This is a genomic window from Bradyrhizobium sp. BRP23, from assembly GCF_020194135.1.
GTDB lineage: Bacteria > Pseudomonadota > Alphaproteobacteria > Rhizobiales > Xanthobacteraceae > Bradyrhizobium > Bradyrhizobium yuanmingense.
Genome location: NZ_JADYVW010000004.1, coordinates 299,846 through 322,906, shown reverse-complemented (window position 1 = coordinate 322,906; position 23,061 = coordinate 299,846). Strand labels below are relative to the sequence as shown.

The window sequence follows — 23,061 nt, the reverse complement described above, 5'->3', positions numbered from 1 at the left end:
GCGGCTTATCTTCCCCGCAACTTCTCAATCAGAGGTGAAAGCAGGGACGACTTTTGCTTCTTGGTCTCGCTGCGGCCGGTCAGGCGCTGGGCGATCTGCAGGAACATCTCGATCGACTTGTGGTTGGCGGAGATCTCCGCGATCATCTGGCCGTTGTTGGCCGCCGAGCCGAAGATCTGCGGTTCGAACGGGATCGAGACGACCGGCTGGCTCTCGATTGCCTTGGCGAACTCCGCGGCGGCGATCTCGGGCCGTTTCGGCACGCCGACCTGGTTCAGGCAGTAGAGCGGCGGCCGGTCATTGGGGCGGGCGGCCTTCAATAGATCGAACAGGTTCTTGGTATTGCGCAGATTGGCGAGGTCCGGGGCGGCCACGATCAGGATGTCGTCCGCCCCGATCAAGGCGCGCTTGGTCCAGCCCGACCATTGATGCGGAACGTCGAGCACGATGCAGGGCATGGTGGAGCGCAGCGTGTCGAATACGGCATCGAAAGCGTCAGTGCCGAAATCATAAACCCGGTCGAGCGTCGCAGGCGCCGCCAGCAGGCTGAGATGGTCGGTGCATTTTGACAGCAGGCGGTCGATGAACGCGGTGTCGACGCGGTCAGGCGAGAACACGGCGTCGGCGATACCCTGCGGCGGATCCTGGTTGTAGTCGAGCCCGGCCGTGCCGAAGGCGAGGTCGAGATCGGCGACGACGGCGTCCATCGCGAGGTCTCGCGCGATCGCCCACGCGACGTTGTGCGAGATGGTCGAAGCCCCGACGCCACCCTTGGCTCCGACCACGGCGATGATGCGGCCGACTGCCTTGGCTTCGGGGGCCGAGAACAGGTTGCAGATCGAGCGTACGACGTCGATCGCGCCGACCGGCGCGAGCACGTAATCGCTGACGCCGCGGCGCACCAGCTCGCGATAGAGCGTGACGTCGTTGATGCGGCCGATCACCACCACGCGGGTGCCGGCATCGCAGACAGTGGCGAGCTGGTCGAGTCCGCCCAGCAGGTCGTTGCGACCGTCGCTCTCGAGCACGATCACGTTCGGCGTGGGAGCCGAGCGGTAGGCTTCGATCGCGGCCGCCATGCCGCCCATCTGGATCTTCAGGTGAGCCTTGCCGAGACGGCGATCCTCGCCGGCCGACTGCACCGCGGCGGCCGTCTCCACGGTTTCGCAGAAGGCCTGAACCGAGACGCGCGGCGCGGGCGCAATATGCTCCTCGACCGGCGGAGGAGCTGCTGCCGGCTGCTCTTCGTGTGTCTGGCGCGCGTAACTGATCATTTGCCGGTGTCGCTGAGTTTGGCCCTGTCGGCCTCGGGATAGGTGGTCGCCGTCGTCGTTCCCTTGCGATACTTCTCGAACCCGGTGATGCGCCGCGGCGTGTATGACGGAGTTTCGGGCCGCGGCTGCTCAAGATCCGACGGATTGTCGACCATGGCCGCGAGGTTGCGCTGATAAGCGCAGCCGTAGTTGTAATAGTCCTTGTTCTCGAACCAGCGCTTGTTCTTCATCGAGGGTCCGATGTCTTCCGGCCACAGGCCGCAGGGACCGGCGACTGCGGCAATCCTGGAATAGGTGAGCCGGATCGGGGGGAGGAAGCGCTTGTCTTGCGGCTGGTAGGGGTGAAGGCTGACGCCGCGCGGCGGAACGCCTGCCGCCGCCAGCATCGCCTGGATCTCACGCATCGTATCGGCGACCGGGCGAGCATTGGGCGTATTGGAAGGCACGTCGATGCGAATCGCGCCGGTGCCTTCTTGCAACCACGCCGATGCCACGCCCATCACGTCAGCGCGTTGGGCCGCGGTTAATCCGCCGCGGGCATGACCCACGAAGACGACGATCGAGCGATTCTGCTCCTCGACCGCGATCGGATGGCGCTGCTTGTAGTCGTCGGGAATGGACGCCGTGAGGACTTCGTCGTGCTGGCAGCCCCCGACCGCGAGCGCGAGGCCGATGAGCGCGCCACCGAGGCTGATGGCGCGCTTGCGAAGCTGGGGTGGTCTCGTGATCATCGTGAAATCCCCGTTCCGCCTCAGTCGGTAATGAAGCCGTAGGTGCCGCGGTAGTTCTTGGCCGCTTCGGTCCGGCCCGGCACGCCGTAGATCCGGTTGATATTGCCGATCAGCTGCGCCTGCGGATCCGCAGGCGGGGCGAAGCCGTCATCCGGCCGCGACAGGTCCTTCGGCGCCACCGCGCGGACCACATAGGGCGTCACGATCACGACCAACTCGGTTGCATTGTTGACGAAGTCGCGGCTGCGGAACAGCGTGCCGAGGATCGGGAGCTGCATCAGCCCCGGCATTCCGTTGACAGCTTGCTTGGTCTGCTGCTGGATCAGGCCGGCCATCGCCATCGCGCCGCCGGACGGAATTTCCAGCGAAGTCTCTGCGCGGCGTGTCTTGATTGAGGGTACCGTCAGCGAGTTGACCGTGTTCGAGGTCACCGCCTGCGACAGCGTGATCGCATTCTCATTGGACAGTTCGGAGACCTCGGTCATCACCCGCAAGCTGATCTTGCCTTCGCTCAGGACCACAGGCGTAAAGTTGAGTGAGATGCCGAACTTCTTGAAGCTGATCTGAGTGGTACAGACGCGCGTGACGGGATCGCACGAATAACCTGCGGGCACCGGAAATTCGCCGCCGGCGAGAAAGGTGGCGGACTCTCCGGAGATCGCGGTCAGGTTCGGCTCGGCAAGCGTCCTGATCACGCCCGCGCTCTCCATCGCACGCAGGGTCGCCTGCACCGAAGGCGTCGCGCCGAAACTCGCAGTGAGATTGTTGCCATCCACCAGATTACGGCCGAGGGCCGTGAACGGGTTGGAGTTGCTGAAGCTCACCACCGATGTGCCGTAGTTGAGGTTGGCGGTGAGGTCGATACCGAGCTGCTTGACGATCGTACGCGCGACTTCGGCAACGGTCACCTTGAGCATGACTTGGTCGCGGCCGCGCACCACGATCGAGTTCACCACCTTGTCGACGCCGCCGGCCAGGCGCGCAGCGAGCTCGTTGGCCTGTTGCGCCTCCATAGGGTTGGCGGCCGTGCCGGACAGGACGATACCGTCGCCCAGGCCGTCGATCTGGATGTCTGAGTTGGGCAGAACCTGCTTCAGTGCGGCCCGCACGCCGTTGAGGTCGCGCTTCACCGCGATGTCGTAGGCCGCGATCTGCTGCCCGGCGGAATCGAAGAACACGATATTGGTCTGGCCGACCGCGGCGCCGATGATATAGGCGCGCTGTGCGGAGCGGACCACCGCATTGGCGATCTTGGGATCGGCGACCAGCACGTCCTTGATGTCGCGCGGCAGGTCGATCACGACCGACTTGCCGATGCCGAGCGAGAGGAAACGCGCGTTGATCTGGCCGTCCGCCGCGGCCTGCGGCACAGGGCGGTAATCGGCGGCGACCGCCGGGGCGATCGCCGGGTTGAGCGCCAGCGCGAGGGCGGCCGAAAACGACAGGGCGCGGACCAGTGAGGTCCGCATCGTCGCCGAATCTGCCCTGTATTTGATGTCGACTGTCTTCATCGTGCCTTAGCCGTCTGACTTGGAATGCCGTAGCGAATGATTGAGACACCGTCGCGCTTCTGCGCGGAGTCATCGAGCGTGATCTCGCTCATCTTGACGTCGACGATGCTGCGCAGCGCTAGCGACAGCGTGCCGCTCTGACGAGCCGCGGAGAGCGTTGCGGTCTGCGCGGGATTGAGCTCGAGGGTGACGGTCTTGCCGATCACCGCGTTCTGCCCGTCCTTCTCCTTGGGTGCCTGGTCGATGGCCAGGACCCGGATATTGGCCAGGATGATCTCGGAGGTGACGATGTCGGGAGCGCCGCTGCTCTGATCCGGGTTCTTGAGCCGGCGGGTGAGCAGGACGTCGACGCGGTCGTTGGGCAGGATGAAGCCGCCCGCGCCGGTCTCCGGCGAGATCTCGGTCGAGATCGCCCGCATGCCGGTGGGCAGGATTGCCGCCATGAAGCCGGAACCTTCGGCCTTGACCAGCTTCTGGTCGCGGATCGGCTCACCCTGGATGAAAGGCGCGCGCGCGATCGAGCCGGTCACCTGGGTCGCACCGTCGGGGCGCTCGTTGCGTCGGATGAAGGTGGCGCTGGCGGTCGCGGTCGGCCAGGTCTGCCATTGCACGTCTTCGGGCTTCACAGTCTGGCCGAGGCCGATATCGTTCTTGGCCACAAGGACGTCGACGGTCGGCAGCTGCGCGACCGGAACCGGAGGCGGCGCAGAATTGTCGGAGCCGCTCGCCAGGTACGCGGCGACGCCGCCGGCGCAGATGGCGACCGTCAGGACGACAATGCGTGCCCTATTCATACGCTTCAACTTTCCAACAATACGCCGCGACGCTGCCGCCGCCGTGATCGGCAGTTGACCAGCTATTCGTCAAAGCATGGTTAATGAGGCGTATCTAAATCGCCTTAACGCCGGGTTTACCCGGGGCGTTCAGCGCAGCGCGAGGCGAGCGAGGTCGATCGCCTTCACCCATTCGGTCTCCGGGTAGACCATCAGCGCGCTCAGCGCGAGCGCGATGCCGTAGGGAATGCCGCTCTCCTTGGCGTGCAGCCGTGCGAGCCAGGCCTGTCCTGCCAGCCCGTAAGGCAGCGGCCACTGCCGGAACTGCAGCAGGAGCAGCGTCAGCGCGCCGCCGAACAGCGAGGCGTAGAGCAGGAAGTTCATCAGATGTGGGAAGCCGAACCAGAGCGCGACGGAGGCCGCGACCTTGGCGTCGCCGCCGCCCACCCAGCCCATGGCGAAGCAGGTGAAGGCCACGACCAGAACGAGCGCACCGGCGCCGACATGACTCAGCATCTCGTAAGGTGCCATGCCCCCGGCGAGGGCGAGCGCGCAGAAGCCCGCCACCAGCGCCAGGGATACGCGGTTCGAGATGGTCATCGTGAAGAGATCGCTCGCGGCGGCGAACGCCATCAGGGCCGGGAAGAGCAGAAGGCGCGCAAAGTCGAGAATCATGGGCTGCGTCTTGAGGCCTGGGTTTGTCGCGGGAGCTGCTTCGGGCGATGCTAGCGCGCGATGCTAAACAAACCGACAACGGAGGCACGGGCGCGCCGGGGCCTCGGCCGACGAACGCGCTTTCACCAGAAGCTGGCAATACGTGCGGCGAGCGCGACCGTCGCAACCAGCAGCGCAAGGCAGATCCAATAGACCGACGAGCCGGCCTGCGCCGCTTCCGCCTCGTGCGCCGCGACCGCGGCATCGGTTCTGAACTCGTGCAACGCCACTGGAACTCGCCGTCTTCAGAAAAACAAACGCCCCGGAGGTCCGGGGCTTTTGCCGTCGTTCGTGGACCCGCTTACTTCAGCGAGGTGCTGATCGAGCTGAACTTGGCGTTCAGCGTGGTGCCGAGATTGTTGACGACGGTGATGATGGCCAGCGCGATGCCGGCGGCGATCAGGCCGTATTCGATGGCGGTGGCGCCGGATTCATCCTTCGCGAAACGCGCAATCAAGTTCTTCATGAACAAAACTCCGTCTGGGTGGGGACCGCCTCGTTCGGCGCTGTCGTTGACGCGACGACCATGAGAGCCGAGCTCTTTCGGGAGAGTTAATTCGACCGGGTAATCCCACGTCCGGCGCGATGCTTTTGCCCAGAGTGAATTTCGCCTTAAGACGGCACCTGCAAATTCGTTGCGGTTCCGGATGCGCCGCCAACGCGGCGCGTGCTTCACCCTCCCTTAAATTTCGCGGAGTAGGCCTTGAGCTACAGCGGAATTCGCGGAGAGAGGCGACGATGTCGAGCCTGCCCATGCAAGTCGCCTTGATGCTCGGCGAGACCATCGTCAAGGTGATCCCGGTCACCTTGGTGCTCGCGGCGGTCTTCACCGTGCTGGAGCATTTCTGGGCCTGCAATCCCGGCGCGCCGTGGTGGCGCAAGCGGGAGATCGTCACCGACATCTGCTACTGGTTCTTCGTTCCGGTGTTCGCCCGCACCATGCGGATCGGGCTGCTGGTTGTCGGTGCCAGCGTCGTCTTCAACATCCACGACGCCGACGAGCTCATCGCCTTTTACGACAATGGCCACGGTCCGCTGGCGCAGCTGCCGCTGTGGCTGCAGGCCGTGCTGTTCCTGGTGCTGTCCGATTTCATGCTGTATTGGCTGCATCGGCTTTTCCACGACGGCGGCTTCTGGAAATATCACGCCATCCATCATTCGTCGGAGGAGATCGGCTGGATCTCCGCGGCGCGCTTCCATCCGGTCAATCTCTTGCTCGGGACGATCAGCGTCGACGTCGTGCTGCTGATGGCAGGCATCTCCCCGAACGTCATGGTCTGGGTCGGCCCGTTCACCACCTTCCACTCGGCCTTTGTGCACGCCAACCTGAACTGGACTTTCGGACCGTTCAAATACGTGCTGGCGACGCCGGTCTTCCATCGCTGGCACCACACCTCGCTCGAAGAGGGCGGCGACACCAATTTCGCCGGAACGTTCCCGATCTGGGACGTGCTGTTCGGCACCTTCCGCATGCCGGAGGGCAGGCTGCCACAGGATTACGGCAAGGACGAAGCGGCCATGCCCAAGGAGATCGGGGGCCAGCTCGCCTATCCGTTCCGGCACTAAAGCATAATCCGAAAAAGTGCGAAGCAGTTTTCCGGAAAGATCATGCGTAAACAACAACCTAAAGCGCGATGACGATTCATCCAAAACTCATCGCGCTTTAGGGGGGCGGGCCCCGCAAATGTCCGTCCGTTCAAACAATACGCGGCGAGTTTGCGGAACGTTCACGAATTAAAGGCAGGTTAGCCGGGTCGGGCACCGGCTCCGCTGTATTCGTCGCTTCTGCCGGTTTGTGACGTCCCGGGGGTAAGAGTATGCGTAAAGAAATGCTGCGCCGTCATGTGCGCGTCTGTGTTCTGGTTGCCGCTGCGGTGCTGGCCTCGCCGGCCGCCAGCCTTGCCGAGCCCGTCGCCGATACCATCGCCGTCAATGTCGACCAGGCCAAGCTGGTGCGGCTGCCCGGCAAGGTGGCGACCATCGTGGTCGGCAATCCCCTGATCGCCGACGTCACGCTCCAGCCCGGCGGCATGATCGTCGTGACCGGAAAGGGCTACGGGGCCACCAACTTCATCGCGCTCGACCGCGGCGGCGAGATTCTGGTGGACCGCCAGATCCAGGTCGAAGGTCCGAGCGACCGGCTCGTCACCGTCTATCGCGGGGTCGAGCGGGAGTCCTACAGTTGCGTGCCGCTTTGCCAGCGCCGCGTGACGCTCGGCGACAGCGACACCTATTTCAACAACGCGATGAGCCAGGCCGGTACGCTGAGCAGCAGCGCCAGCGGAGGTGCGGGTGCCGGCGCGGCTGCCAAGCCAAACTAGCCCACGGGCGGGCCTCGATCCCGCCAAGCCGCTCGATTCGAGGGCGGCACCTCGTTGCATGCCGTGCTTCCTCCCGCTTGCGGGCGCTGGTTAACGCGGTGTTAACGGCGCGGTCCGCCGGAAGCGGATCGTCTGAAACACTTAGACAATCAGTTTCCGCTATTGAACGGGCAGATGATCGCCGGCCGCTGGGGAATTTGACGAGATGCCATCGCCTGCACCTACGAGGTTCACGCTCCGGAAAGCGCTGCTCCGGTTTCGCGGCAACCGCCGCGGCTCCGCAGCCGTCGAATTTGCGCTGGTCGCACCGATGTTCTTCGCGCTGCTGTTCGCGATCCTCGAGACGGCGCTCATGTTCTTCTCCAGCCAGGTGCTCGAGACCATCGCGCAGGACTCCGCGCGCGCGATTCTAACCGGCCAGGCTCAGGCGCAGGGCGGCTCGGTGGCGGCCTGCCAGTCCGCGCCCAACACAGTCGCTGCATGCGATCAGACGACGTTCAAGACCTTCGTCTGCAGCAAGATTCCGGCGCTGTTCGATTGCAGCAAGCTGTACGTCGACGTCGTCAGCACCAGCTCGTTCGGGACGCTCAGCCTCACCAATTTCGGCAATTCCTGCACCTTCAATCCCTCCGGGATGCAGTACAGTGCCGGAAGCTCCGGTCAGGTCGTCGTGGTGCGCCTGTTCTATCAATGGCCGCTCATCGTCACCGGCCTCGGCTACAACGCGGGATGCAGCAACAAGCGGCTGATGGTGGCGACGGTGGCGTTCAAGAACGAACCCTTCTGAGGCAGATGGATCTGGGCGGACCGATGCGGGCGATTGCGAACATCTGGAGGAATGCACGCGGCTCCGTGCGCGGCTTCGTCGCCGACAAGCGCGCGCTGGCGGCGACCGAATTCGCGATCATCGTACCGCTGATGCTGGTGATGTTCTTCGGCACTGTCGAATTTTCGTCCGCCGTGGCGATCGACCGCAAAATCACGTTGATCGCGCGGACATTGTCCGATTTGACCTCGCAGTCGACCACGCTCAACGATGCCAGCATGAAGGATACGTTCACGGCAAGCATCTCCGTCGTCATGCCTTACGACGCTGCGCTCGTGAAGGGCACGATCTCCCAGATCTACATCGACGCCAACAGCATCGCCAAGGTCCAGTGGAGCAGGGCCGGCACGATTGCGAGCGGCGCGACGCAAGCCACGCTTGCGACCTCGGCTCGGAACGCCGGCGACACGGTCACCACGATGATTCCCCCGGCACTCTTGATTCCGTCGAGCTATCTCATCCTGAGCGAAGCCAACTACACTTACACGCCCACCATCGGCTACGTGTTGAAGTCGAGCGTAACCCTGAGCGATCTCTCCTACACGCGGCCGCGTCAGGTCACCTGCGTGCCCTACAACAACGTGCCGTCGACGTGTTGAGATCTGTCAGCCGCCCGTGACATGAAAAAAAGGCCGTGCGTTGCGCACGGCCTTTGTGCTTTGGCTCGCTGATCGGGCCGGCGCCCGGCGGGCTCAGCCCGCAGCGCGCAGGTTGTCCGCCGCCGACTTGCCGGAACGGCGGTCGGCCACGATCTCGTAGGAGATCTTCTGGCCCTCGCGGAGCGAGCCGAGGCCGGCGCGCTCCACGGCGCTGATGTGAACGAACACGTCCTGGCCGCCATCGTCGGGCTGAATGAAGCCATAGCCCTTGGTTGCGTTAAACCACTTCACGGTTCCCATGCTCACGGGGGTAGTCCCTCTCAGATAACACTATGTCGGAGCCCGCTCGCGCGGGCAGGGTTAGATCGAATTTCTGGAAGGGTCGTCAGCGTGTCTGAACCGGCTGTACCGGTGGATGCCAATGTCGTCCGGCCGAAAATCGATTAATTCATTTTATCGGAAGCAGCGGTTCGAAACAATCCGGACGCGCACGATTTTTTGATCCGCCGTGATGTCAACGGCGGATCACCTAACAGATCGGAATTCGAACCCGCGCCGCAGCCGACTAGCGGCGGCGGAATTGGCCGCCGCGCTGTCCGGGACGGGGCGGTCCGCCCGGCGTGCTGGGACGTTCGTCCTTGTGGCGGAAAATCAGCCGGCCCTTCTCGAGGTCATAGGGCGACATCTCCACCGTCACGCGGTCGCCCGCGAGCGTCTTGATGCGGTTCTTCTTCATCTTGCCGGCGGTATAGGCAACGATCTCGTGTCCGGCGTCGAGCTGCACGCGGTAGCGGGCATCGGGGAGGATTTCGGTGACCAGTCCTTCGAACTGGATCAGCTCTTCCTTAGCCATTGATATCTCCAGGTCGTGGACGGCTAGTGCGAATAGGGTTTGCGGTTCGGTTGGCTGTTTGGCCGACTCTGGCGGCGCAAAAAGGCAACGCCTTGTATCCCATCAGGGGTCCCGGCGCTATGCGCGGAACGCTGTTCCGGACGGTCGACAGGCGATGAATGCATCTTACCACCGGAGCGGCGGCGGCGAGAACCCTTGGGGGCATTCGGGCCACTGCCGGGCCGTCCGTCCGCATGCCTTGCCTCGGCGTGGCGTCCCTCACCGTGCCTGCCGTCGCCTTGCTTGCCGGCACTATGGTGGCGCCCGTCGGCATGCCGTTCGTCGGCGCGACGTCCGTCACCGTGGCGTGCGCCTTGCGGGCGCTGGCCCGGACGACCGCCCGGCCGGCCCTGTCGTTGCTGCGACGGGGCGGGACCGGCATCGCGGCGGCCGGCGTCGGTGCGGTGGTCCTCCCGCGGCAGGGCGACGCGAATCAGCCGCTCGATGTCGCGCAGATAGCCGAGCTCCTCGCCGCCCGCGACCAGCGAGATTGCGGTGCCGTCGGCTCCGGCGCGCGCGGTGCGGCCGATGCGGTGGACGTAGGTCTCCGGCACGTTCGGCAGGTCGAAGTTGATGACGTGACTGATGCCGTCGACGTCGATGCCGCGGGCGGCGATGTCGGTGGCGACCAGGGTGCGGATCTCTCCCGAGCGGAACTGGGCCAGCGTGCGCTCGCGATGGTTCTGCGACTTGTTGCCGTGGATGGCGTTGGCGGCGATCCCGGCCTTGGCCAGCGTCTTCACCACCTTGTCGGCGCCGTGCTTGGTGCGGGTGAAGACCAGCGCGCGGTTGATCGCCTCGTCCTGCAGCAGCTTGGTCAGGAAGGCCGGCTTGGCCGCGAAGTCGACCTGCAGGATGCGCTGGTTGATCCGCTCGGCGGTCGAGGACACCGGGGTCACCGCGACACGGGCGGGGTCGCGCAACATGGAATCGGCGAGCTCGGCGATGTCCTTCGGCATGGTGGCCGAGAAGAACAGCGTCTGCCGCTTGATCGGCAGCTTGGCGACGATTTTGCGAATGTCGTTGATGAAGCCCATGTCGAGCATGCGGTCGGCTTCGTCGAGCACGAGGAACTCGACGCTTGAAAGCTTCAAGCCGTTGCTCTGCACGAGGTCGAGCAGGCGGCCGGGGGTGGCGACCAGCACGTCGACGCCCTGCATCAGCGCACGGACCTGGCGGCCCATCGGCACGCCGCCGATCGCGAGCGTCGAGGACAGGCGGATGTGGCGGCCGTAGGCGTTGAAGCTGTCGAGGATCTGCCCGGACAGCTCGCGGGTCGGCGACAGCACCAGCACGCGGGCGGTCTTGGGCTGCGGCTTGATGCGGTTCTCGAGCAGACGATGCAGGATCGGCAGCGCGAAGGACGCGGTCTTGCCGGTACCGGTCTGGGCGATGCCGACGACGTCGCGGCCGGTCAATGCCAGCGGGATGGTTTGGGCCTGGATCGGAGTGGGGGTGACGTAATTCTCTTCACGAAGAGCGCGCGCGATGGGTTCGGCGAGGCCGAAGTCCTGAAACGAAGTCAAAAGAGGGGTTCTTTCCATGTCAAAAGCGAACGCCCGGCGCATCAGCGCGGCGCGCGCAAAAGGGTGTCGAGAAGACACCTGCGTGTTTGGGGTGTCGGATGGCTTGGATGATATGGGGCAAGCCAGAGGCCCGTAGAGGGCTTAAGAACACGCGGCTCGCTACGACCCCTTGATTCGCAAGAGGTCTCGGACGCTCATATGGAACATCGAGGGGGCGCTTTCAAGGCACTTGCCTCCAAAACAGCGGGTGCGGTGCAAAAATACTGCTGCCAGAAATTTAGCCAGAATTGGCGATTTGCTTAGAAAGTAGTCTGACTGCCGCTTTCGCATACATTTATGTTGCCTATGATTTAGGCTGCAAGACTGCGGAGAAACTTCGATTTCTGCCAATTAGTTTTGCAAATTCAATAAGTTGATGGGTGCCCAGCCCATGGCATGGTTCTTGCGATTCCGTTAACCGCAGGCGGCCGTGGGGCCGTTTCGCAGCGTTTTTCACGTCTGCGTCAGGGAGATGAGGCACTCATGTTTAACAAATCCACTCACGATATAGCGGCGTCATTTAGCCGCCGCGGCGTGCTCGCTGCGACCGCCGGACTGATGCTCGGTCTGGCTTCATTGACTGGCGCAAAGGCCGCCGACGACACCATCAAGGTGGGTGTACTCCACTCCCTGTCCGGCACCATGGCAATCAGCGAAACCACGCTGAAGGACACCATCCTCTTCCTGATCGACGAGCAGAACAAGAAGGGCGGCGTGCTCGGCAAGAAGCTGGAAGCCGTCGTCGTCGATCCCGCATCGAACTGGCCGCTGTTCGCCGAAAAGGCGCGCGAGCTGATCACCAAGAACAAGGTCTCGGTCGTGTTCGGCTGCTGGACCTCGGTGTCGCGTAAGTCGGTGCTCCCGGTGTTCAAGGAGCTCAACAGCATCCTGTTCTACCCCGTGCAATACGAGGGTGAGGAGAGCGAGCGTAACGTGTTCTACACGGGGGCTGCGCCGAACCAGCAGGCGATCCCTGCCGTCGACTACCTCATGAAGGACGAGAAGGTGAAGCGCTGGGTGCTCGCGGGCACCGACTACGTCTATCCGCGCACCACCAACAAGATCCTGGAGGCCTATCTGAAGTCCAAGGGCGTCGCCCAGGAAGACATCATGATCAACTACACGCCGTTCGGTCATTCCGACTGGCAGACGATCGTGGCCGACATCAAGAAGTTCGGCTCGGCCGGCAAGAAGACCGCGGTGGTCTCGACCATCAACGGCGACGCCAACGTTCCCTTCTACAAGGAGCTCGGCAACCAGGGCATCAAGGCCAAGGACATCCCGGTGGTGGCGTTCTCGGTGGGTGAGGAAGAGCTCGCCGGCATCGACACCAAGCCGCTGGTCGGCCACCTCGCCGCCTGGAACTACTTCCAGTCGATCAAGTCGCCGGAGAACGAGAAGTTCATCAAGGCGTGGCAGGCCTACACCAAGAATCCGAAGCGCGTGACCAACGATCCGATGGAAGCGCACGTGATCGGCTTCGACATGTGGGTCAAGGCGGTCGAGAAGGTGAAGTCGACCGATCCCGACAAGGTCATCGACGCTCTCCCGGGCATCGAAGCCAAGAACCTGACCGGCGGCACCTCCAAGATGCTCCCGAACCACCATATCACCAAGCCGGTGTTCATCGGCGAGATCAAGGGCAACGGCCAGTTCGACGTGGTCTGGAAGACCCCGACCCTCGTCCCCGGCGACGCCTGGTCGAAGGAGCTCGACGGCTCCAAGGACCTGATCGGCGACTGGGTCGGCAAGAAGTGCGGTAACTTCAACACCAAGTCCAACAAGTGCCTCGGCTCGGGCTCCTGATCCCGATCTGACGCTCCATTGCAAGACCGGAGAGGGCGGCGATCCCGCCGCCTTCTCCACTCATTTCTGCCGGGGTCATTCACAGTGCCAGCCCATTTGTCCGCTCGTCTCTGTTCGCTTGCACTCTCGTTGTTCCTGATTGCGTTCGCGCTGCCGGCCTTCGCCGGTCCGTTCGAGGATGCGGTCGCCAAATTCGCCAACGATGATTTTTCCAACACGGAAGAGGCGATCGGTGTGATCGCGGGCAGCGGCAGCAAGCTGGCTTTTCCGATCATCAATGCGCTTCAGGACGGTCGCCTCATGGCCGATCCCGACAGTAAGAAGGTCTACGTCACCGATGCGGACGGCAAGTCGATCGACGCTGCGACCGGCGAGGCCGTTGCCAGCGTTCCCGACAGTGCGAGCGCGGTTCGCCTCAACAACCGCCTGCGCCGCAGCGTCGACGCCGCACTCGGGAGCCTGACGCTGCAGTCTCCGGATCTGGGAACGCGCCTGCAAGCCGCGCAGTCCGTCTTCAAGTCGCACGAGGAGACCGCGCTCGAGGCGGTCGATGCCGCGCTTGCCAAGGAAGCCAACAAATCCGTCAAGGCGGCGCTCACTGAGGCCCGAGCCGCGATCCTGCTGTTCAAGTCCGACGCCACCGAGGTCGAGAAGCTCGAAGCGGTCGCAACCCTCAAGGCGCGGGGCGACCAGGATGCGCTGGCGCTGCTCACCGGAATGGGCGACCAGCCGGCCTCGGTCACCAAGGCCGCCGCGAGCGCGATCGGCTCGATCCAGAATTCGCTCGCGGTCTGGTCGATGGTGCAGAATGCCTGGTACGGCCTCTCGCTCGGCTCGGTGCTGCTGCTCGCCGCGATCGGGCTCGCCATCACCTTCGGCGTGATGGGCGTCATCAACATGGCGCATGGCGAGATGGTGATGATCGGGGCCTACACCACCTTCGTGGTGCAGGAGGTGATCCGCACCCGCTATCCCGGCCTGTTCGACTATTCGCTCTTGATCGCCGTGCCGCTCGCCTTTCTCGTCGCCGGCGCGATCGGCGTCTTGATCGAGCGCAGCATCATCCGCTTCCTCTATGGCCGCCCGCTGGAGACGCTGCTCGCGACCTGGGGCCTATCGCTGGTGCTGCAGCAGGCGGTACGCACCATGTTCGGCCCGACCAATCGCGAGGTCGGCAACCCCTCCTGGATGAGCGGCGCGTTCGAGCTCGGCCAGATCACCATCACCTATAACCGGCTCTGGATCCTTCTCTTCACGCTCGCCGTGTTCGCGATCCTGCTCGCGATGCTGCGCTACACCGCGCTGGGCCTCGAAATGCGCGCCGTGACGCAGAACCGCCGCATGGCGGCTTCCATGGGCATCGCCACCTCGCGCGTCGACGCGCTGACCTTCGGCCTCGGTTCGGGCATTGCCGGCATCGCTGGCGTGGCGCTGTCGCAGATCGACAATGTCAGCCCCAATCTCGGCCAGAGTTACATCATCGACAGTTTCATGGTCGTGGTGTTCGGCGGGGTCGGCAATCTCTGGGGCACGCTCGTCGGCGCCTTCACGCTCGGCATCGCCAACAAGTTCCTGGAGCCGGTCGCCGGCGCCGTGCTCGGCAAGATCGCGATCCTGGTTCTCATCATCCTGTTCATTCAAAAGCGGCCGCGCGGCCTGTTCGCGCTCAAGGGCCGTGCGGTGGAAGCATGACCCCTCACATGCTGACGCGATCGCTGGACCGCAGCGCGACGATCTTCCTTGCCGTCGTCGCGGCCTGCGGCATCCTCATTCCGCTCTCCAACCTGCTGCTTCCCGCGGGCTCGTTCCTGCAGGTGCCGACCTATCTCGTCGCGCTCTGGGGCAAGTATGTCTGCTACGCCATCCTGGCGCTGTCGATCGACCTGATCTGGGGCTATTGCGGCATCCTCTCGCTCGGTCACGGCGCCTTCTTCGCGCTCGGCGGCTACGCCATGGGCATGTACCTGATGCGGCAGATCGGCACCCGCGGCGTCTACGGCAATCCGATCCTGCCCGACTTCATGGTGTTCCTGAACTGGGAGAAGCTGCCCTGGTACTGGTACGGCTTCGACATGTTCTGGTTCGCGGCGCTGATGGTGCTGGTCGTACCGGGCCTGCTCGCCTTCTGCTTCGGCTGGCTCGCCTTCCGCTCACGTGTCACCGGCGTTTATCTGTCGATCATCACGCAGGCGATGACCTACGCGCTGCTGCTCGCCTTCTTCCGCAACGACTTTGGTTTCGGCGGCAATAACGGCCTGACCGACTTCAAGGACATCCTGGGCTTCAACGTCCAGGCGGAGGGGACGCGCGCCGCGTTGTTCGCGCTGAGCTGTCTGGCGCTGATCATCGGCTTCCTGATCTGCCGCGCCATCGTCTCCTCCAAGCTCGGCAAGGTCTTGATTGCCGTGCGCGACGCGGAATCGCGCACGCGCTTCCTCGGCTACCGCGTCGAATCCTACAAGCTGTTCGTGTTCACGGTGTCGGCCTGCATGGCCGGCGTTGCCGGCGCGCTCTACGTGCCGCAGGTCGGCATCATCAACCCGAGCGAATTCGCGCCGGGCAATTCGATCGAGGCGGTGATCTGGGTCGCGGTCGGCGGCCGCGGCACGCTGGTCGGCGCGGCGCTCGGCGCCGTCGTCGTCAACTACGCCAAGACGTTCTTCACCTCGGGCGTGCTCGCGCCGTACTGGCTGTTCATGCTGGGCGCGTTGTTCATCCTGGTGACGCTGCTGCTGCCCAAGGGCATCGTCGGCACCTTCAACGCCTGGTGGGATCAGTCGAAGGAAAAACGCACCCCCGCGACTTCCGTGAGCGCCGCGGCCGAAGACGGCGTCACCGAACCCAAGATGGCGGAGTAAGCGGTCATGAACGTCATGGACACCCGCGCGACCTCCGCGATGCTCTATCTGGACGGCGTGCACGTCTCCTTCGACGGCTTCCACGCCATCAACAATCTATCGCTGACGCTCGAGCCCGGCGAGATGCGCGCCATCATCGGCCCGAACGGCGCCGGCAAGACCACGATGATGGACATCATCACCGGCAAGACCAAGCCGGATGAAGGCACCGTGCTGTTCGACGGCGTCACCGACCTGACGCGCCTCGACGAGACCCGCATCGCCGAGCTCGGCATCGGCCGCAAATTCCAGAAGCCGACCGTATTCGAGAGCCAGACCGTGCAGGACAACCTCCTGCTGGCGCTCAATGTCGACCATTCGGTCCGCGGCACGCTGTTCTGGCGCGGCAGCAAGGCGGAGTCCGAGCGCATCGACAAGGTGCTGGAGACGATCCGCCTCACCGAGGCCCGTAATCGCCTCGCCGGCAGCCTCAGCCATGGCCAGAAGCAATGGCTGGAGATCGGCATGCTGCTGGCGCAGGACCCGAAGCTGCTGCTGGTCGACGAGCCCGTCGCGGGAATGACCGACGTCGAGACGCATCTCACCGCCGAGCTGCTGAAGGAAATCAACAAGACCCACACCGTCATGGTGGTCGAGCACGACATGACCTTCGTGCGCGAGCTCGGCGTCAAGGTCACCTGCCTGCACGAAGGCACGGTGCTCGCGGAAGGGACCATCGACCAGGTCTCGTCCAACGAGAGGGTCATCGAAGTGTATTTGGGAAGGTAGCGAATGGCGAATAGGGAATGGCGAATGGACTGACCGCTTCTCCTATTCGCTACTCGCCATTCGCTATTCGCTCGCAAAGGTGTTTCCGATGCTTGAAGTGAAAGACATCAACCTGTTTTACGGTGCTGCCCAGGCGCTGCGCGGCGTCTCGATCTCGGCCGAGCCCGGCAAGGTCACGTGCGTGCTCGGGCGCAACGGCGTCGGCAAGACCTCGCTGCTGCGCGCGATGGTCGGGCAATATCCGATCTCGTCGGGCGCAATCGTGTTCGACGGCAGCGATATCACCGGCCTCAGGCCGTACGAGCGGGCGCGCAAGGGCATCGGCTTCGTGCCGCAGGGCCGCGAGATCTTCCCGTTGCTGACAGTCGAGGAGAACCTCAAGACCGGCTTCGGTCCGCTCAAGCGCGAGGACAAGCACATTCCGGACGACGTGTTCTCGCTGTTTCCGGTGCTGCAATCCATGCTGGGCCGGCGCGGCGGCGACCTCTCCGGCGGCCAGCAGCAGCAGCTCGCGATCGGCCGCGCGCTGGTGATGCGGCCAAAACTACTTTTGCTCGACGAGCCCACCGAAGGCATCCAGCCCTCGATCATCAAGGACATCGGCCGCGCCATCTCGTACCTGCGCAACCTCGGCAACATCGCCATTGTGCTGGTCGAACAATATCTCGACTTTGCCTGCGAACTCGGCGACAGTTTCGCGGTGATGGATCGCGGCGCGGTGAAGTTCACCTGCGACCGCTCCAATCTCGATCCGGGCGAGATCAGCCGCCAGATGGCGCTGTAAGCCGGAACAGACCTGCCGCGACCGGTTGGGGGAGACGGATGCGCAGCGAATTGTCAGCCACGTCCACGCTGTTCGAGGCCAACCGTGCCCGTGGCACCGTGCGCTTCGACGTGCATGCGCGCGACGGGGTGACACGGCGCGGCACCTTGCATGAATCCGGTTCGCTCCGCGTCCGCTTTCCCTCGCCGGAAGATCAGGGTCTGTCCGGCGTGTTCGTCAACACGGCCGGCGGTGTTGCCGGCGGTGATCGCTTTGATATCGAGATAGCGGCGGCGGATGCAGCGCGGCTGACGCTGACCACAGCGGCCGCCGAAAAGGTCTATCGCACGCCCGGAGCGGCAGCGCAGCTCAACATCGCCCTGAAGGTCGGCGCGGACGCGCATCTTGCCTGGCTGCCCCAGGAGACGATTCTGTTCGACCGTGCCCGCGTCCAGCGCCGCTTCGACATCGACCTCGACGAGGCGGCCTCGCTCCTGCTCTGCGAGATCGTGGTGTTCGGCCGCACCGCCATGGGCGAGCGGATGGAGCAGGGCGAGTTCGTCGACCGCTGGCGGCTACGCCGCGGCGGGCGGCTGGTGTTCGCCGAGACGGTCCGGCTCGACGGCGATATCGGTGCCAAGCTTGCACGGCCCGCGGTCGCCAAAGGTGGCGCGGCGATCGGCACAGCCCTGATCGTGCCCGGCGACGAAGCCCTGGTCGAGCGCATCCGCGAGGCGTCGGAATCGTTCTCCGGCGAAGCCGGAATCTCGGCCTGGAATGGCTTTGCAATGGCGCGGTTCTGTGCCCAAGATGCGGCGCGCTTGCGCGCCGACATGATGACGGTGCTGGCGCGCACCGGTGCGGCCCTGCCGCGGCTCTGGCTGAACTAGACTGGTTGAATTGACGTGTTGAACGGAAGAGATGTCGCATGAATCTGTCTCCCCGCGAAAAGGACAAGCTTTTGATCTCGATGGCGGCGATCGTGGCCCGCCGCCGGCTGGACCGCGGCGTCAAGCTCAACCATCCCGAGGCGATCGCGATCATCTCCGACTTCATTCTGGAAGGCGCGCGTGACGGCCGCACCGTCGCCGAGCTGATGCAGTCAGGCGCGCAAGTTCTGACCCGCGACCAGGTGATGCCGGGCATTCCCGAGATGATCCACGACATCCAGGTCGAGGCGACTTTTCCTGATGGCACCAAGCTCGTCACCGTGCACGAGCCGATCAGGTAGGAGCAGAGCATGATCCCCGGCGAACTCTTCATTCAGGACGGCGAGATCGAGCTCAACGCCGGCCGCAAGACCGTGACGCTGACGGTCGCCAATACCGGCGACCGCCCGATCCAGGTTGGCTCGCACTACCATTTCTTCGAGACCAATCCCGCGCTGAAGTTCGACCGCAAGAAGGCGCGCGGCATGCGCCTCGACATCGCCGCCGGCACCGCCGTCCGCTTCGAACCCGGCCAGACCCGCGACGTTCAACTCGTCGCCATGGCGGGGAAGAAGACGATCTACGGCTTCCGCGGCGATGTGATGGGGAAGCTGTGACCTCCGCAGGAACGAGCACGCCGCGGCATGGTTGAGGCGGAAACGGAGGTAATTTCCATGCTCTCGCCAATCCGCCTCGTCTCGGAAGCTGCCGAGCTCGCCGCGCAGCGCCATAACGGCATGGCGCGCAAGGGCCGCGGCAACGAGCCCTATATCAATCATCTCGCCGAGGTCGCGAACCTGCTCGCGACCGCGACCAACGGCGCCGATGCCGAGCTGGTCGCGGCCGGCTGGCTGCACGATACCATCGAGGACACCGACACCACGCGCGAGGAACTCGCGCAGAGATTTTCCGATCGGGTCGCGTCCCTCGTTGCCGAGTGCACCGACGACATGAGCTTGCCGAAAGCGAAGCGGCGGCAGAAGCAGATCGAGGACGCGCCCCACAAATCGCCGGGCGCCAAGCTGATCAAGATCGCCGACAAGATCAGCAATACGGGCGCGCGCATTCAAACCGATCCGAGTGCTGGGGAGCGCGAAGATCTCGCCGACTATATCGCCTGGGCCACGCAGGTCGTGGCGGGGTGCCGCGGCGGCAATGCGTGGCTCGACGAAAAATTCGATGACGCCGTGAAAGCAGCAAAGGCCTTGCTGTGACCAACCAGACATTCAATCGCAAACGGGGCTTGTGATGTCCGTCAAGATGAAGCGTTCCGTCTATGCCGACATGTTCGGCCCGACCACCGGCGACAAGGTGCGGCTGGCCGACACCGACCTCATCATCGAGGTCGAGAAGGATTTCACCACCTATGGCGAGGAGGTGAAGTTCGGCGGCGGCAAGGTGATCCGCGATGGCATGGGGCAGTCGCAGGTCACCAACAGGCAGGGCGCGGCCGATACCGTCATCACCAATGCGCTGATCGTGGACCATTGGGGCATCGTGAAGGCCGACGTCGCTATCAAGGACGGCATGATCGCAGGCATCGGCAAGGCCGGCAATCCCGACATCCAGCCCGGGGTCACCATCATCATCGGCCCCGGCACCGACGTGATCGCGGGTGAGGGCAAGATCCTCACCGCCGGCGGCTTCGACAGCCACATCCATTTCATCTGTCCGCAGCAGATCGAGCACGCGCTGATGTCAGGGGTCACCTCGATGCTGGGGGGCGGCACCGGCCCGTCGCACGGCACCTTCGCGACCACCTGTACGCCGGGGCCCTGGCATATGGGGCGGATGATCCAGTCGTTCGACGCCTTTCCGGTCAATCTCGGCATTTCCGGCAAGGGCAACGCCTCGCGGCCCGCCGCGCTGGTCGAGATGATCAGGGCCGGCGCCTGTGCGCTGAAGCTGCACGAGGATTGGGGCACCACGCCGGCCGCGATCGACAATTGCCTGTCGGTCGCCGACGATCACGACATCCAGGTGATGATCCACACCGACACGCTGAACGAATCCGGCTTCGTCGAGGACACGATCAAGGCCTTCAAGGGACGCACCATCCACGCCTTCCACACCGAAGGCGCCGGCGGCGGCCATGCTCCTGACATCATCAAGGTCGCCGGCCTGAAGAACGTGCTGCCCTCGTCGACCAACCCGACGCGGCCGTTCACCCGCAACACCATCGACGAGCATCTGGACATGCTGATGGTGTGCCACCATCTGGATCCGTCCATCGCCGAAGATCTGGCGTTCGCCGAAAGCCGCATCCGCAAGGAGACGATCGCGGCCGAGGACATCCTCCACGACCTCGGCGCGCTCTCGATGATGTCCTCGGACTCGCAGGCCATGGGCCGCCTCGGCGAAGTCATCATCCGGACCTGGCAGACCGCGGACAAGATGAAAAAGCAGCGCGGGTCGCTGCCGCAGGACAAGGGCAAGGACAACGACAATTTCCGCGTCAAGCGCTACATCGCCAAGTACACCATCAATCCCGCCATCGCGCATGGCGTGTCGAAGCTGATCGGCTCGGTCGAGAAGGGCAAGATGGCCGATCTCGTGCTGTGGTCGCCGGCCTTCTTCGGCGTCAAGCCGGACTGCATCGTCAAGGGCGGCACCATCGTCGCGGCGCCCATGGGCGATCCCAACGCCTCGATCCCGACGCCGCAGCCGGTGCACTACCAGCCGATGTTCGGCGCGTTCGGCAAGGCACGTACGGCCTCCTCGGTGGTGTTCACTTCCAAGGCCGCGATCACCGGTGGCCTCGCGCGCAAGCTCGGCCTCGAGAAGAAGCTCTATGCAGTCCAGAACACCCGCGGCAAGATCTCCAAGAAGAGCATGATCCACAACGACGCGACGCCCGATATCGAGGTCGATCCGGAGACCTATGAAGTGCGCGCCGATGGCGAGCTCCTGACCTGTGCTCCGGCGGAGGTGCTGCCGATGGCGCAGCGATATTTCATGTACTGAAATAGCGCCTCGACGCATGTCCCCGGCGGTGTCCGGGGACGGCTTTTTGCGGTTTTGCGTTCGGTCCCGCCTGGTCTAATGTCCCGCCCGGTATCGTAACCCTCAGAAGAAAAGCCGGGAGGATTTCTCGTGATCTACGTCGTTGCAACCTTGACCATCAAGCCCGAGACGCGCGCCGAATTCATTGCAGCCGCCACCGCCTGCATCAAGGAGACGCGGAAAGAGCCCGGCAATATCGCCTATGACCTGCATGAGAGCGTCACCGACCCTGCCAAGATGGTGTTCGTCGAGCAGTGGGAGAATATGGAAGCGCTGGGGCCGCATCGCGCTGCCGAGCACATGAAGACGTTCGGCCGTGTTGCTGTGAAATGCTTCACGGCGCCGCCGAAGATCGAATACATCACGCCCGAGAAGGTCGAGACACGGTAAAGAGGTAAGACGCATGATCCGGGCGACGCAGGTCAGGGGACAGCACCGCTTCACGGAAGCACCAGTGGACACGGTCGTGCTCGATTTCGACGATCGGCACCGCCGCCGCATGGCGATGACCGGAACGCGTGGTCTCGAATTCCTGCTCGACCTGGAGCATGCCGTCGCGCTGCGCGGCGGCGATGCGCTGGTGCTTGAGGACGGAAGGCTGATCGAGGTGGTCGCGGCGCCCGAGCCGCTGCTCGAAATCCGCGGCCGCGATCCGCACCACCTCGTCCGCGTCGGCTGGCATCTCGGCAACCGTCATCTGCCGACCCAGATCATGGCCAAGGCCCTGCGCATCCGCCGCGATCACGTCATCGAGGCGATGGTGAAGGGCCTTGGCGCGCGTGTAATCGAGATCGAGGCGCCGTTCGATCCCGAAGGCGGCGCCTACGCCGATGCCGGCCACGCGCATGGACACGACCATGCGCATCACGATCACGGCCATCATCACCATGACCATGGTCACCTCCATGATCATGGCTCGCACGACCATAGCCACGAGCACCACCATCACCACGACGAGCATTGCGATCATCCCGACCATCACCACGGCCACAAGCATGCTCATGACCACAAATGAGCCGGTCGGCGCCGGTGATCTTGCCGAGGGCGAGGCGGCGGCGCTGTACCGGCTGATGACCTGGCTTTCGCCGGCATTTCCCGTCGGCGGCTTCTCCTACTCCAGCGGCATCGAATGGGCGGTCGAGGCGGGCGACGTCACCGACACGACCACGCTGGCGGATTGGCTCGATGCGATGCTCGGCGACGGCTCCGGCTTCTGTGACGCGACGTTTCTGGTCCACGCCTATCGCGCCACGGAATCGGGCGAGACGGCCGCTTTGAACGAGATCGCCGAGCTCGCGAGCGCCTTCGTGCCGTCGCGCGAGCGGCAGCTGGAGACGACCTCACAGGGCCGCGCCTTCATCGATATTTCGCGCGCCGCGTGGGATGCCGACGGACTGGACGCGACGGTCGCGGCATGCGGCGCGCCGCTAGTCTATCCGGTCGCGGTCGGTGTGGTTGCCGCGATGCACGCCGTGCCGTTGGCGCCGACGCTGCACGCCTTCCTGCATGCGCTGGTCTCGAACTGGATTTCCGCCGCCAGCCGGCTCATTCCGCTCGGCCAGACCGATAGCCAGCGTGTGCTGGTGAAGCTGGAAGCCGCCGTCGCCGCCACCGCCAATCGCGCGCTGAATGCAACCTTGGACGATCTCGGCAGCGCGACGTTTCGCGCCGATCTCGCCAGCTTGCGGCACGAGACGCAATATACCCGCTTGTTTCGGTCGTGAGCGG

The 23,061-nt window shown here is 64.2% G+C and carries 27 protein-coding genes; 17 read left to right on the top strand and 10 right to left on the bottom strand.

All coding sequences use genetic code 11. From position 1 onward, the window contains the following. Positions 1 to 5: 5 nt before the first annotated feature. The 7 genes from I6F24_RS13170 to I6F24_RS13140 all read right to left on the bottom strand — a co-directional run bounded on the left by I6F24_RS13170 (position 6) and on the right by I6F24_RS13140 (position 5,469). The gene (locus tag I6F24_RS13170; protein WP_035998070.1) at positions 6 to 1,274 is read right to left on the bottom strand and encodes an AAA family ATPase; all 1,269 of its coding nucleotides are present in this window, start codon (positions 1,272 to 1,274) and stop codon (positions 6 to 8) included. Next, positions 1,271 to 2,005 carry a CpaD family pilus assembly protein gene (locus I6F24_RS13165; protein WP_035998073.1) on the bottom strand — a complete coding sequence of 245 codons (735 nt, stop codon included), beginning with the start codon at positions 2,003 to 2,005 and terminating at the stop codon, positions 1,271 to 1,273. Before I6F24_RS13165 ends, I6F24_RS13170 begins: the two co-directional genes overlap by 4 nt. Before the next feature lie 20 nt (positions 2,006 to 2,025). After that, positions 2,026 to 3,516, bottom strand: coding sequence for a type II and III secretion system protein family protein (locus I6F24_RS13160; protein ID WP_085971991.1), 1,491 nt, complete (start codon positions 3,514 to 3,516; stop codon positions 2,026 to 2,028). Beyond that, complete coding sequence (gene cpaB / locus I6F24_RS13155; protein ID WP_036021604.1) at positions 3,513 to 4,310, bottom strand: Flp pilus assembly protein CpaB; 798 nt, start codon at positions 4,308 to 4,310, stop codon at positions 3,513 to 3,515. Before cpaB ends, I6F24_RS13160 begins: the two co-directional genes overlap by 4 nt. Positions 4,311 to 4,439: 129 nt before the next feature. Then, positions 4,440 to 4,964 (bottom strand): prepilin peptidase, encoded by a 525-nt coding sequence (locus I6F24_RS13150; protein WP_225149282.1) that lies wholly within the window; start codon positions 4,962 to 4,964, stop codon positions 4,440 to 4,442. A gap of 122 nt (positions 4,965 to 5,086) precedes the next feature. After that, positions 5,087 to 5,227 (bottom strand): hypothetical protein, encoded by a 141-nt coding sequence (locus I6F24_RS13145; protein WP_162130831.1) that lies wholly within the window; start codon positions 5,225 to 5,227, stop codon positions 5,087 to 5,089. 77 nt (positions 5,228 to 5,304) lie between these two features. Then, entirely contained in the window at positions 5,305 to 5,469 is a 165-nt protein-coding gene (locus tag I6F24_RS13140; RefSeq protein ID WP_025033956.1) for a Flp family type IVb pilin, read from the bottom strand. 272 nt (positions 5,470 to 5,741) lie between these two features. Between I6F24_RS13140 and I6F24_RS13135 the strand changes: the two genes are divergently transcribed. The 4 genes from I6F24_RS13135 (at position 5,742) to I6F24_RS13120 (ending at position 8,749) form a co-directional block, all read left to right on the top strand. Then, positions 5,742 to 6,569: a sterol desaturase family protein gene (locus tag I6F24_RS13135; RefSeq protein ID WP_036036840.1), complete on the top strand. Its 828-nt coding sequence runs from the start codon at positions 5,742 to 5,744 to the stop codon at positions 6,567 to 6,569. Between the two features lie 251 nt (positions 6,570 to 6,820). Then, positions 6,821 to 7,324: a pilus assembly protein N-terminal domain-containing protein gene (locus I6F24_RS13130; RefSeq protein ID WP_035998084.1), complete on the top strand. Its 504-nt coding sequence runs from the start codon at positions 6,821 to 6,823 to the stop codon at positions 7,322 to 7,324. Between the two features lie 205 nt (positions 7,325 to 7,529). Beyond that, positions 7,530 to 8,111 carry a TadE/TadG family type IV pilus assembly protein gene (locus I6F24_RS13125; protein ID WP_036021610.1) on the top strand — a complete coding sequence of 194 codons (582 nt, stop codon included), beginning with the start codon at positions 7,530 to 7,532 and terminating at the stop codon, positions 8,109 to 8,111. 23 nt (positions 8,112 to 8,134) lie between these two features. Next, positions 8,135 to 8,749, top strand: coding sequence for a TadE/TadG family type IV pilus assembly protein (locus I6F24_RS13120; protein WP_036021636.1), 615 nt, complete (start codon positions 8,135 to 8,137; stop codon positions 8,747 to 8,749). 93 nt (positions 8,750 to 8,842) lie between these two features. Here I6F24_RS13120 and I6F24_RS13115 read toward each other — a convergent pair whose 3' ends face one another. From I6F24_RS13115 to I6F24_RS13105, 3 genes are all read right to left on the bottom strand, one after another. Further along, positions 8,843 to 9,055: a cold-shock protein gene (locus tag I6F24_RS13115; protein WP_035998097.1), complete on the bottom strand. Its 213-nt coding sequence runs from the start codon at positions 9,053 to 9,055 to the stop codon at positions 8,843 to 8,845. Positions 9,056 to 9,314: 259 nt separating this feature from the next. Continuing rightward, the gene (gene infA, locus I6F24_RS13110) at positions 9,315 to 9,602 is read right to left on the bottom strand and encodes a translation initiation factor IF-1 (protein ID WP_035998101.1); all 288 of its coding nucleotides are present in this window, start codon (positions 9,600 to 9,602) and stop codon (positions 9,315 to 9,317) included. A 23-nt stretch (positions 9,603 to 9,625) separates the two neighbouring features. Continuing rightward, on the bottom strand, positions 9,626 to 11,209 hold the full coding sequence (locus tag I6F24_RS13105; protein ID WP_225126419.1) for a DEAD/DEAH box helicase: 1,584 nt from the start codon (positions 11,207 to 11,209) through the stop codon (positions 9,626 to 9,628). Positions 11,210 to 11,689: 480 nt separating this feature from the next. On the opposite strand from I6F24_RS13105, the gene urtA reads away from it, so the two are divergent. From urtA to I6F24_RS13040, 13 genes are all read left to right on the top strand, one after another. Next, positions 11,690 to 13,012, top strand: coding sequence for an urea ABC transporter substrate-binding protein (gene urtA, locus I6F24_RS13100; protein ID WP_225149281.1), 1,323 nt, complete (start codon positions 11,690 to 11,692; stop codon positions 13,010 to 13,012). A gap of 84 nt (positions 13,013 to 13,096) precedes the next feature. After that, a complete protein-coding gene (gene urtB / locus I6F24_RS13095) occupies positions 13,097 to 14,704 on the top strand; it encodes an urea ABC transporter permease subunit UrtB (RefSeq protein WP_225149280.1) in 1,608 nt (535 codons plus the stop codon). Beyond that, positions 14,701 to 15,870 carry an urea ABC transporter permease subunit UrtC gene (urtC, locus tag I6F24_RS13090; protein WP_036021615.1) on the top strand — a complete coding sequence of 390 codons (1,170 nt, stop codon included), beginning with the start codon at positions 14,701 to 14,703 and terminating at the stop codon, positions 15,868 to 15,870. The genes urtB and urtC overlap by 4 nt, the downstream gene beginning before the upstream one ends. Before the next feature lie 6 nt (positions 15,871 to 15,876). Then, a complete protein-coding gene (gene urtD / locus I6F24_RS13085; protein ID WP_018646608.1) occupies positions 15,877 to 16,638 on the top strand; it encodes an urea ABC transporter ATP-binding protein UrtD in 762 nt (253 codons plus the stop codon). Between the two features lie 88 nt (positions 16,639 to 16,726). After that, positions 16,727 to 17,422, top strand: coding sequence for an urea ABC transporter ATP-binding subunit UrtE (gene urtE, locus I6F24_RS13080; RefSeq protein WP_035998115.1), 696 nt, complete (start codon positions 16,727 to 16,729; stop codon positions 17,420 to 17,422). Positions 17,423 to 17,460: 38 nt separating this feature from the next. After that, complete coding sequence (locus I6F24_RS13075) at positions 17,461 to 18,291, top strand: urease accessory protein UreD (RefSeq protein ID WP_036021622.1); 831 nt, start codon at positions 17,461 to 17,463, stop codon at positions 18,289 to 18,291. 38 nt (positions 18,292 to 18,329) lie between these two features. Next, the gene (locus I6F24_RS13070; protein WP_007605424.1) at positions 18,330 to 18,632 is read left to right on the top strand and encodes an urease subunit gamma; all 303 of its coding nucleotides are present in this window, start codon (positions 18,330 to 18,332) and stop codon (positions 18,630 to 18,632) included. A 9-nt stretch (positions 18,633 to 18,641) separates the two neighbouring features. Continuing rightward, positions 18,642 to 18,947: an urease subunit beta gene (locus I6F24_RS13065; protein WP_026202067.1), complete on the top strand. Its 306-nt coding sequence runs from the start codon at positions 18,642 to 18,644 to the stop codon at positions 18,945 to 18,947. A 57-nt stretch (positions 18,948 to 19,004) separates the two neighbouring features. After that, positions 19,005 to 19,544, top strand: coding sequence for an HD domain-containing protein (locus I6F24_RS13060; RefSeq protein ID WP_036021623.1), 540 nt, complete (start codon positions 19,005 to 19,007; stop codon positions 19,542 to 19,544). Positions 19,545 to 19,578: 34 nt separating this feature from the next. Beyond that, the gene (gene ureC / locus I6F24_RS13055) at positions 19,579 to 21,294 is read left to right on the top strand and encodes an urease subunit alpha (protein WP_036021626.1); all 1,716 of its coding nucleotides are present in this window, start codon (positions 19,579 to 19,581) and stop codon (positions 21,292 to 21,294) included. Between the two features lie 129 nt (positions 21,295 to 21,423). Beyond that, positions 21,424 to 21,723, top strand: a complete 300-nt coding sequence (locus I6F24_RS13050; RefSeq protein WP_035998129.1) for a putative quinol monooxygenase — start codon at positions 21,424 to 21,426, stop codon at positions 21,721 to 21,723. A 13-nt stretch (positions 21,724 to 21,736) separates the two neighbouring features. After that, positions 21,737 to 22,348, top strand: a complete 612-nt coding sequence (gene ureE / locus I6F24_RS13045; protein ID WP_074447691.1) for an urease accessory protein UreE — start codon at positions 21,737 to 21,739, stop codon at positions 22,346 to 22,348. Then, positions 22,329 to 23,057, top strand: a complete 729-nt coding sequence (locus I6F24_RS13040) for an urease accessory protein UreF (RefSeq protein WP_063822457.1) — start codon at positions 22,329 to 22,331, stop codon at positions 23,055 to 23,057. Before ureE ends, I6F24_RS13040 begins: the two co-directional genes overlap by 20 nt. Positions 23,058 to 23,061 lie beyond the last annotated feature (4 nt).

What these genes read in the sequence shown, in the direction of transcription:
- I6F24_RS13065 (WP_026202067.1), top strand. Translation starts at nt 18,642, where the DNA reads ATGATCCCCGGCGAACTCTTCATTCAGGACGGCGAGATCGAGCTCAAC.
- I6F24_RS13105 (WP_225126419.1), bottom strand. Translation starts at nt 11,209, where the DNA reads ATGCGCCGGGCGTTCGCTTTTGACATGGAAAGAACCCCTCTTTTGACT.
- ureE (WP_074447691.1), top strand. Translation starts at nt 21,737, where the DNA reads ATGATCCGGGCGACGCAGGTCAGGGGACAGCACCGCTTCACGGAAGCA.
- I6F24_RS13165 (WP_035998073.1), bottom strand. Translation starts at nt 2,005, where the DNA reads ATGATCACGAGACCACCCCAGCTTCGCAAGCGCGCCATCAGCCTCGGT.
- urtC (WP_036021615.1), top strand. Translation starts at nt 14,701, where the DNA reads ATGACCCCTCACATGCTGACGCGATCGCTGGACCGCAGCGCGACGATC.
- I6F24_RS13130 (WP_035998084.1), top strand. Translation starts at nt 6,821, where the DNA reads ATGCGTAAAGAAATGCTGCGCCGTCATGTGCGCGTCTGTGTTCTGGTT.
- I6F24_RS13170 (WP_035998070.1), bottom strand. Translation starts at nt 1,274, where the DNA reads ATGATCAGTTACGCGCGCCAGACACACGAAGAGCAGCCGGCAGCAGCT.
- I6F24_RS13135 (WP_036036840.1), top strand. Translation starts at nt 5,742, where the DNA reads ATGTCGAGCCTGCCCATGCAAGTCGCCTTGATGCTCGGCGAGACCATC.
- ureC (WP_036021626.1), top strand. Translation starts at nt 19,579, where the DNA reads ATGTCCGTCAAGATGAAGCGTTCCGTCTATGCCGACATGTTCGGCCCG.
- urtA (WP_225149281.1), top strand. Translation starts at nt 11,690, where the DNA reads ATGTTTAACAAATCCACTCACGATATAGCGGCGTCATTTAGCCGCCGC.
- I6F24_RS13140 (WP_025033956.1), bottom strand. Translation starts at nt 5,469, where the DNA reads ATGAAGAACTTGATTGCGCGTTTCGCGAAGGATGAATCCGGCGCCACC.
- I6F24_RS13075 (WP_036021622.1), top strand. Translation starts at nt 17,461, where the DNA reads ATGCGCAGCGAATTGTCAGCCACGTCCACGCTGTTCGAGGCCAACCGT.
- I6F24_RS13120 (WP_036021636.1), top strand. Translation starts at nt 8,135, where the DNA reads ATGCGGGCGATTGCGAACATCTGGAGGAATGCACGCGGCTCCGTGCGC.
- infA (WP_035998101.1), bottom strand. Translation starts at nt 9,602, where the DNA reads ATGGCTAAGGAAGAGCTGATCCAGTTCGAAGGACTGGTCACCGAAATC.
- urtE (WP_035998115.1), top strand. Translation starts at nt 16,727, where the DNA reads ATGCTTGAAGTGAAAGACATCAACCTGTTTTACGGTGCTGCCCAGGCG.
- urtD (WP_018646608.1), top strand. Translation starts at nt 15,877, where the DNA reads ATGAACGTCATGGACACCCGCGCGACCTCCGCGATGCTCTATCTGGAC.
- I6F24_RS13060 (WP_036021623.1), top strand. Translation starts at nt 19,005, where the DNA reads ATGCTCTCGCCAATCCGCCTCGTCTCGGAAGCTGCCGAGCTCGCCGCG.
- I6F24_RS13125 (WP_036021610.1), top strand. Translation starts at nt 7,530, where the DNA reads ATGCCATCGCCTGCACCTACGAGGTTCACGCTCCGGAAAGCGCTGCTC.
- I6F24_RS13160 (WP_085971991.1), bottom strand. Translation starts at nt 3,516, where the DNA reads ATGAAGACAGTCGACATCAAATACAGGGCAGATTCGGCGACGATGCGG.
- I6F24_RS13040 (WP_063822457.1), top strand. Translation starts at nt 22,329, where the DNA reads ATGCTCATGACCACAAATGAGCCGGTCGGCGCCGGTGATCTTGCCGAG.
- I6F24_RS13070 (WP_007605424.1), top strand. Translation starts at nt 18,330, where the DNA reads ATGAATCTGTCTCCCCGCGAAAAGGACAAGCTTTTGATCTCGATGGCG.
- cpaB (WP_036021604.1), bottom strand. Translation starts at nt 4,310, where the DNA reads ATGAATAGGGCACGCATTGTCGTCCTGACGGTCGCCATCTGCGCCGGC.
- I6F24_RS13150 (WP_225149282.1), bottom strand. Translation starts at nt 4,964, where the DNA reads ATGATTCTCGACTTTGCGCGCCTTCTGCTCTTCCCGGCCCTGATGGCG.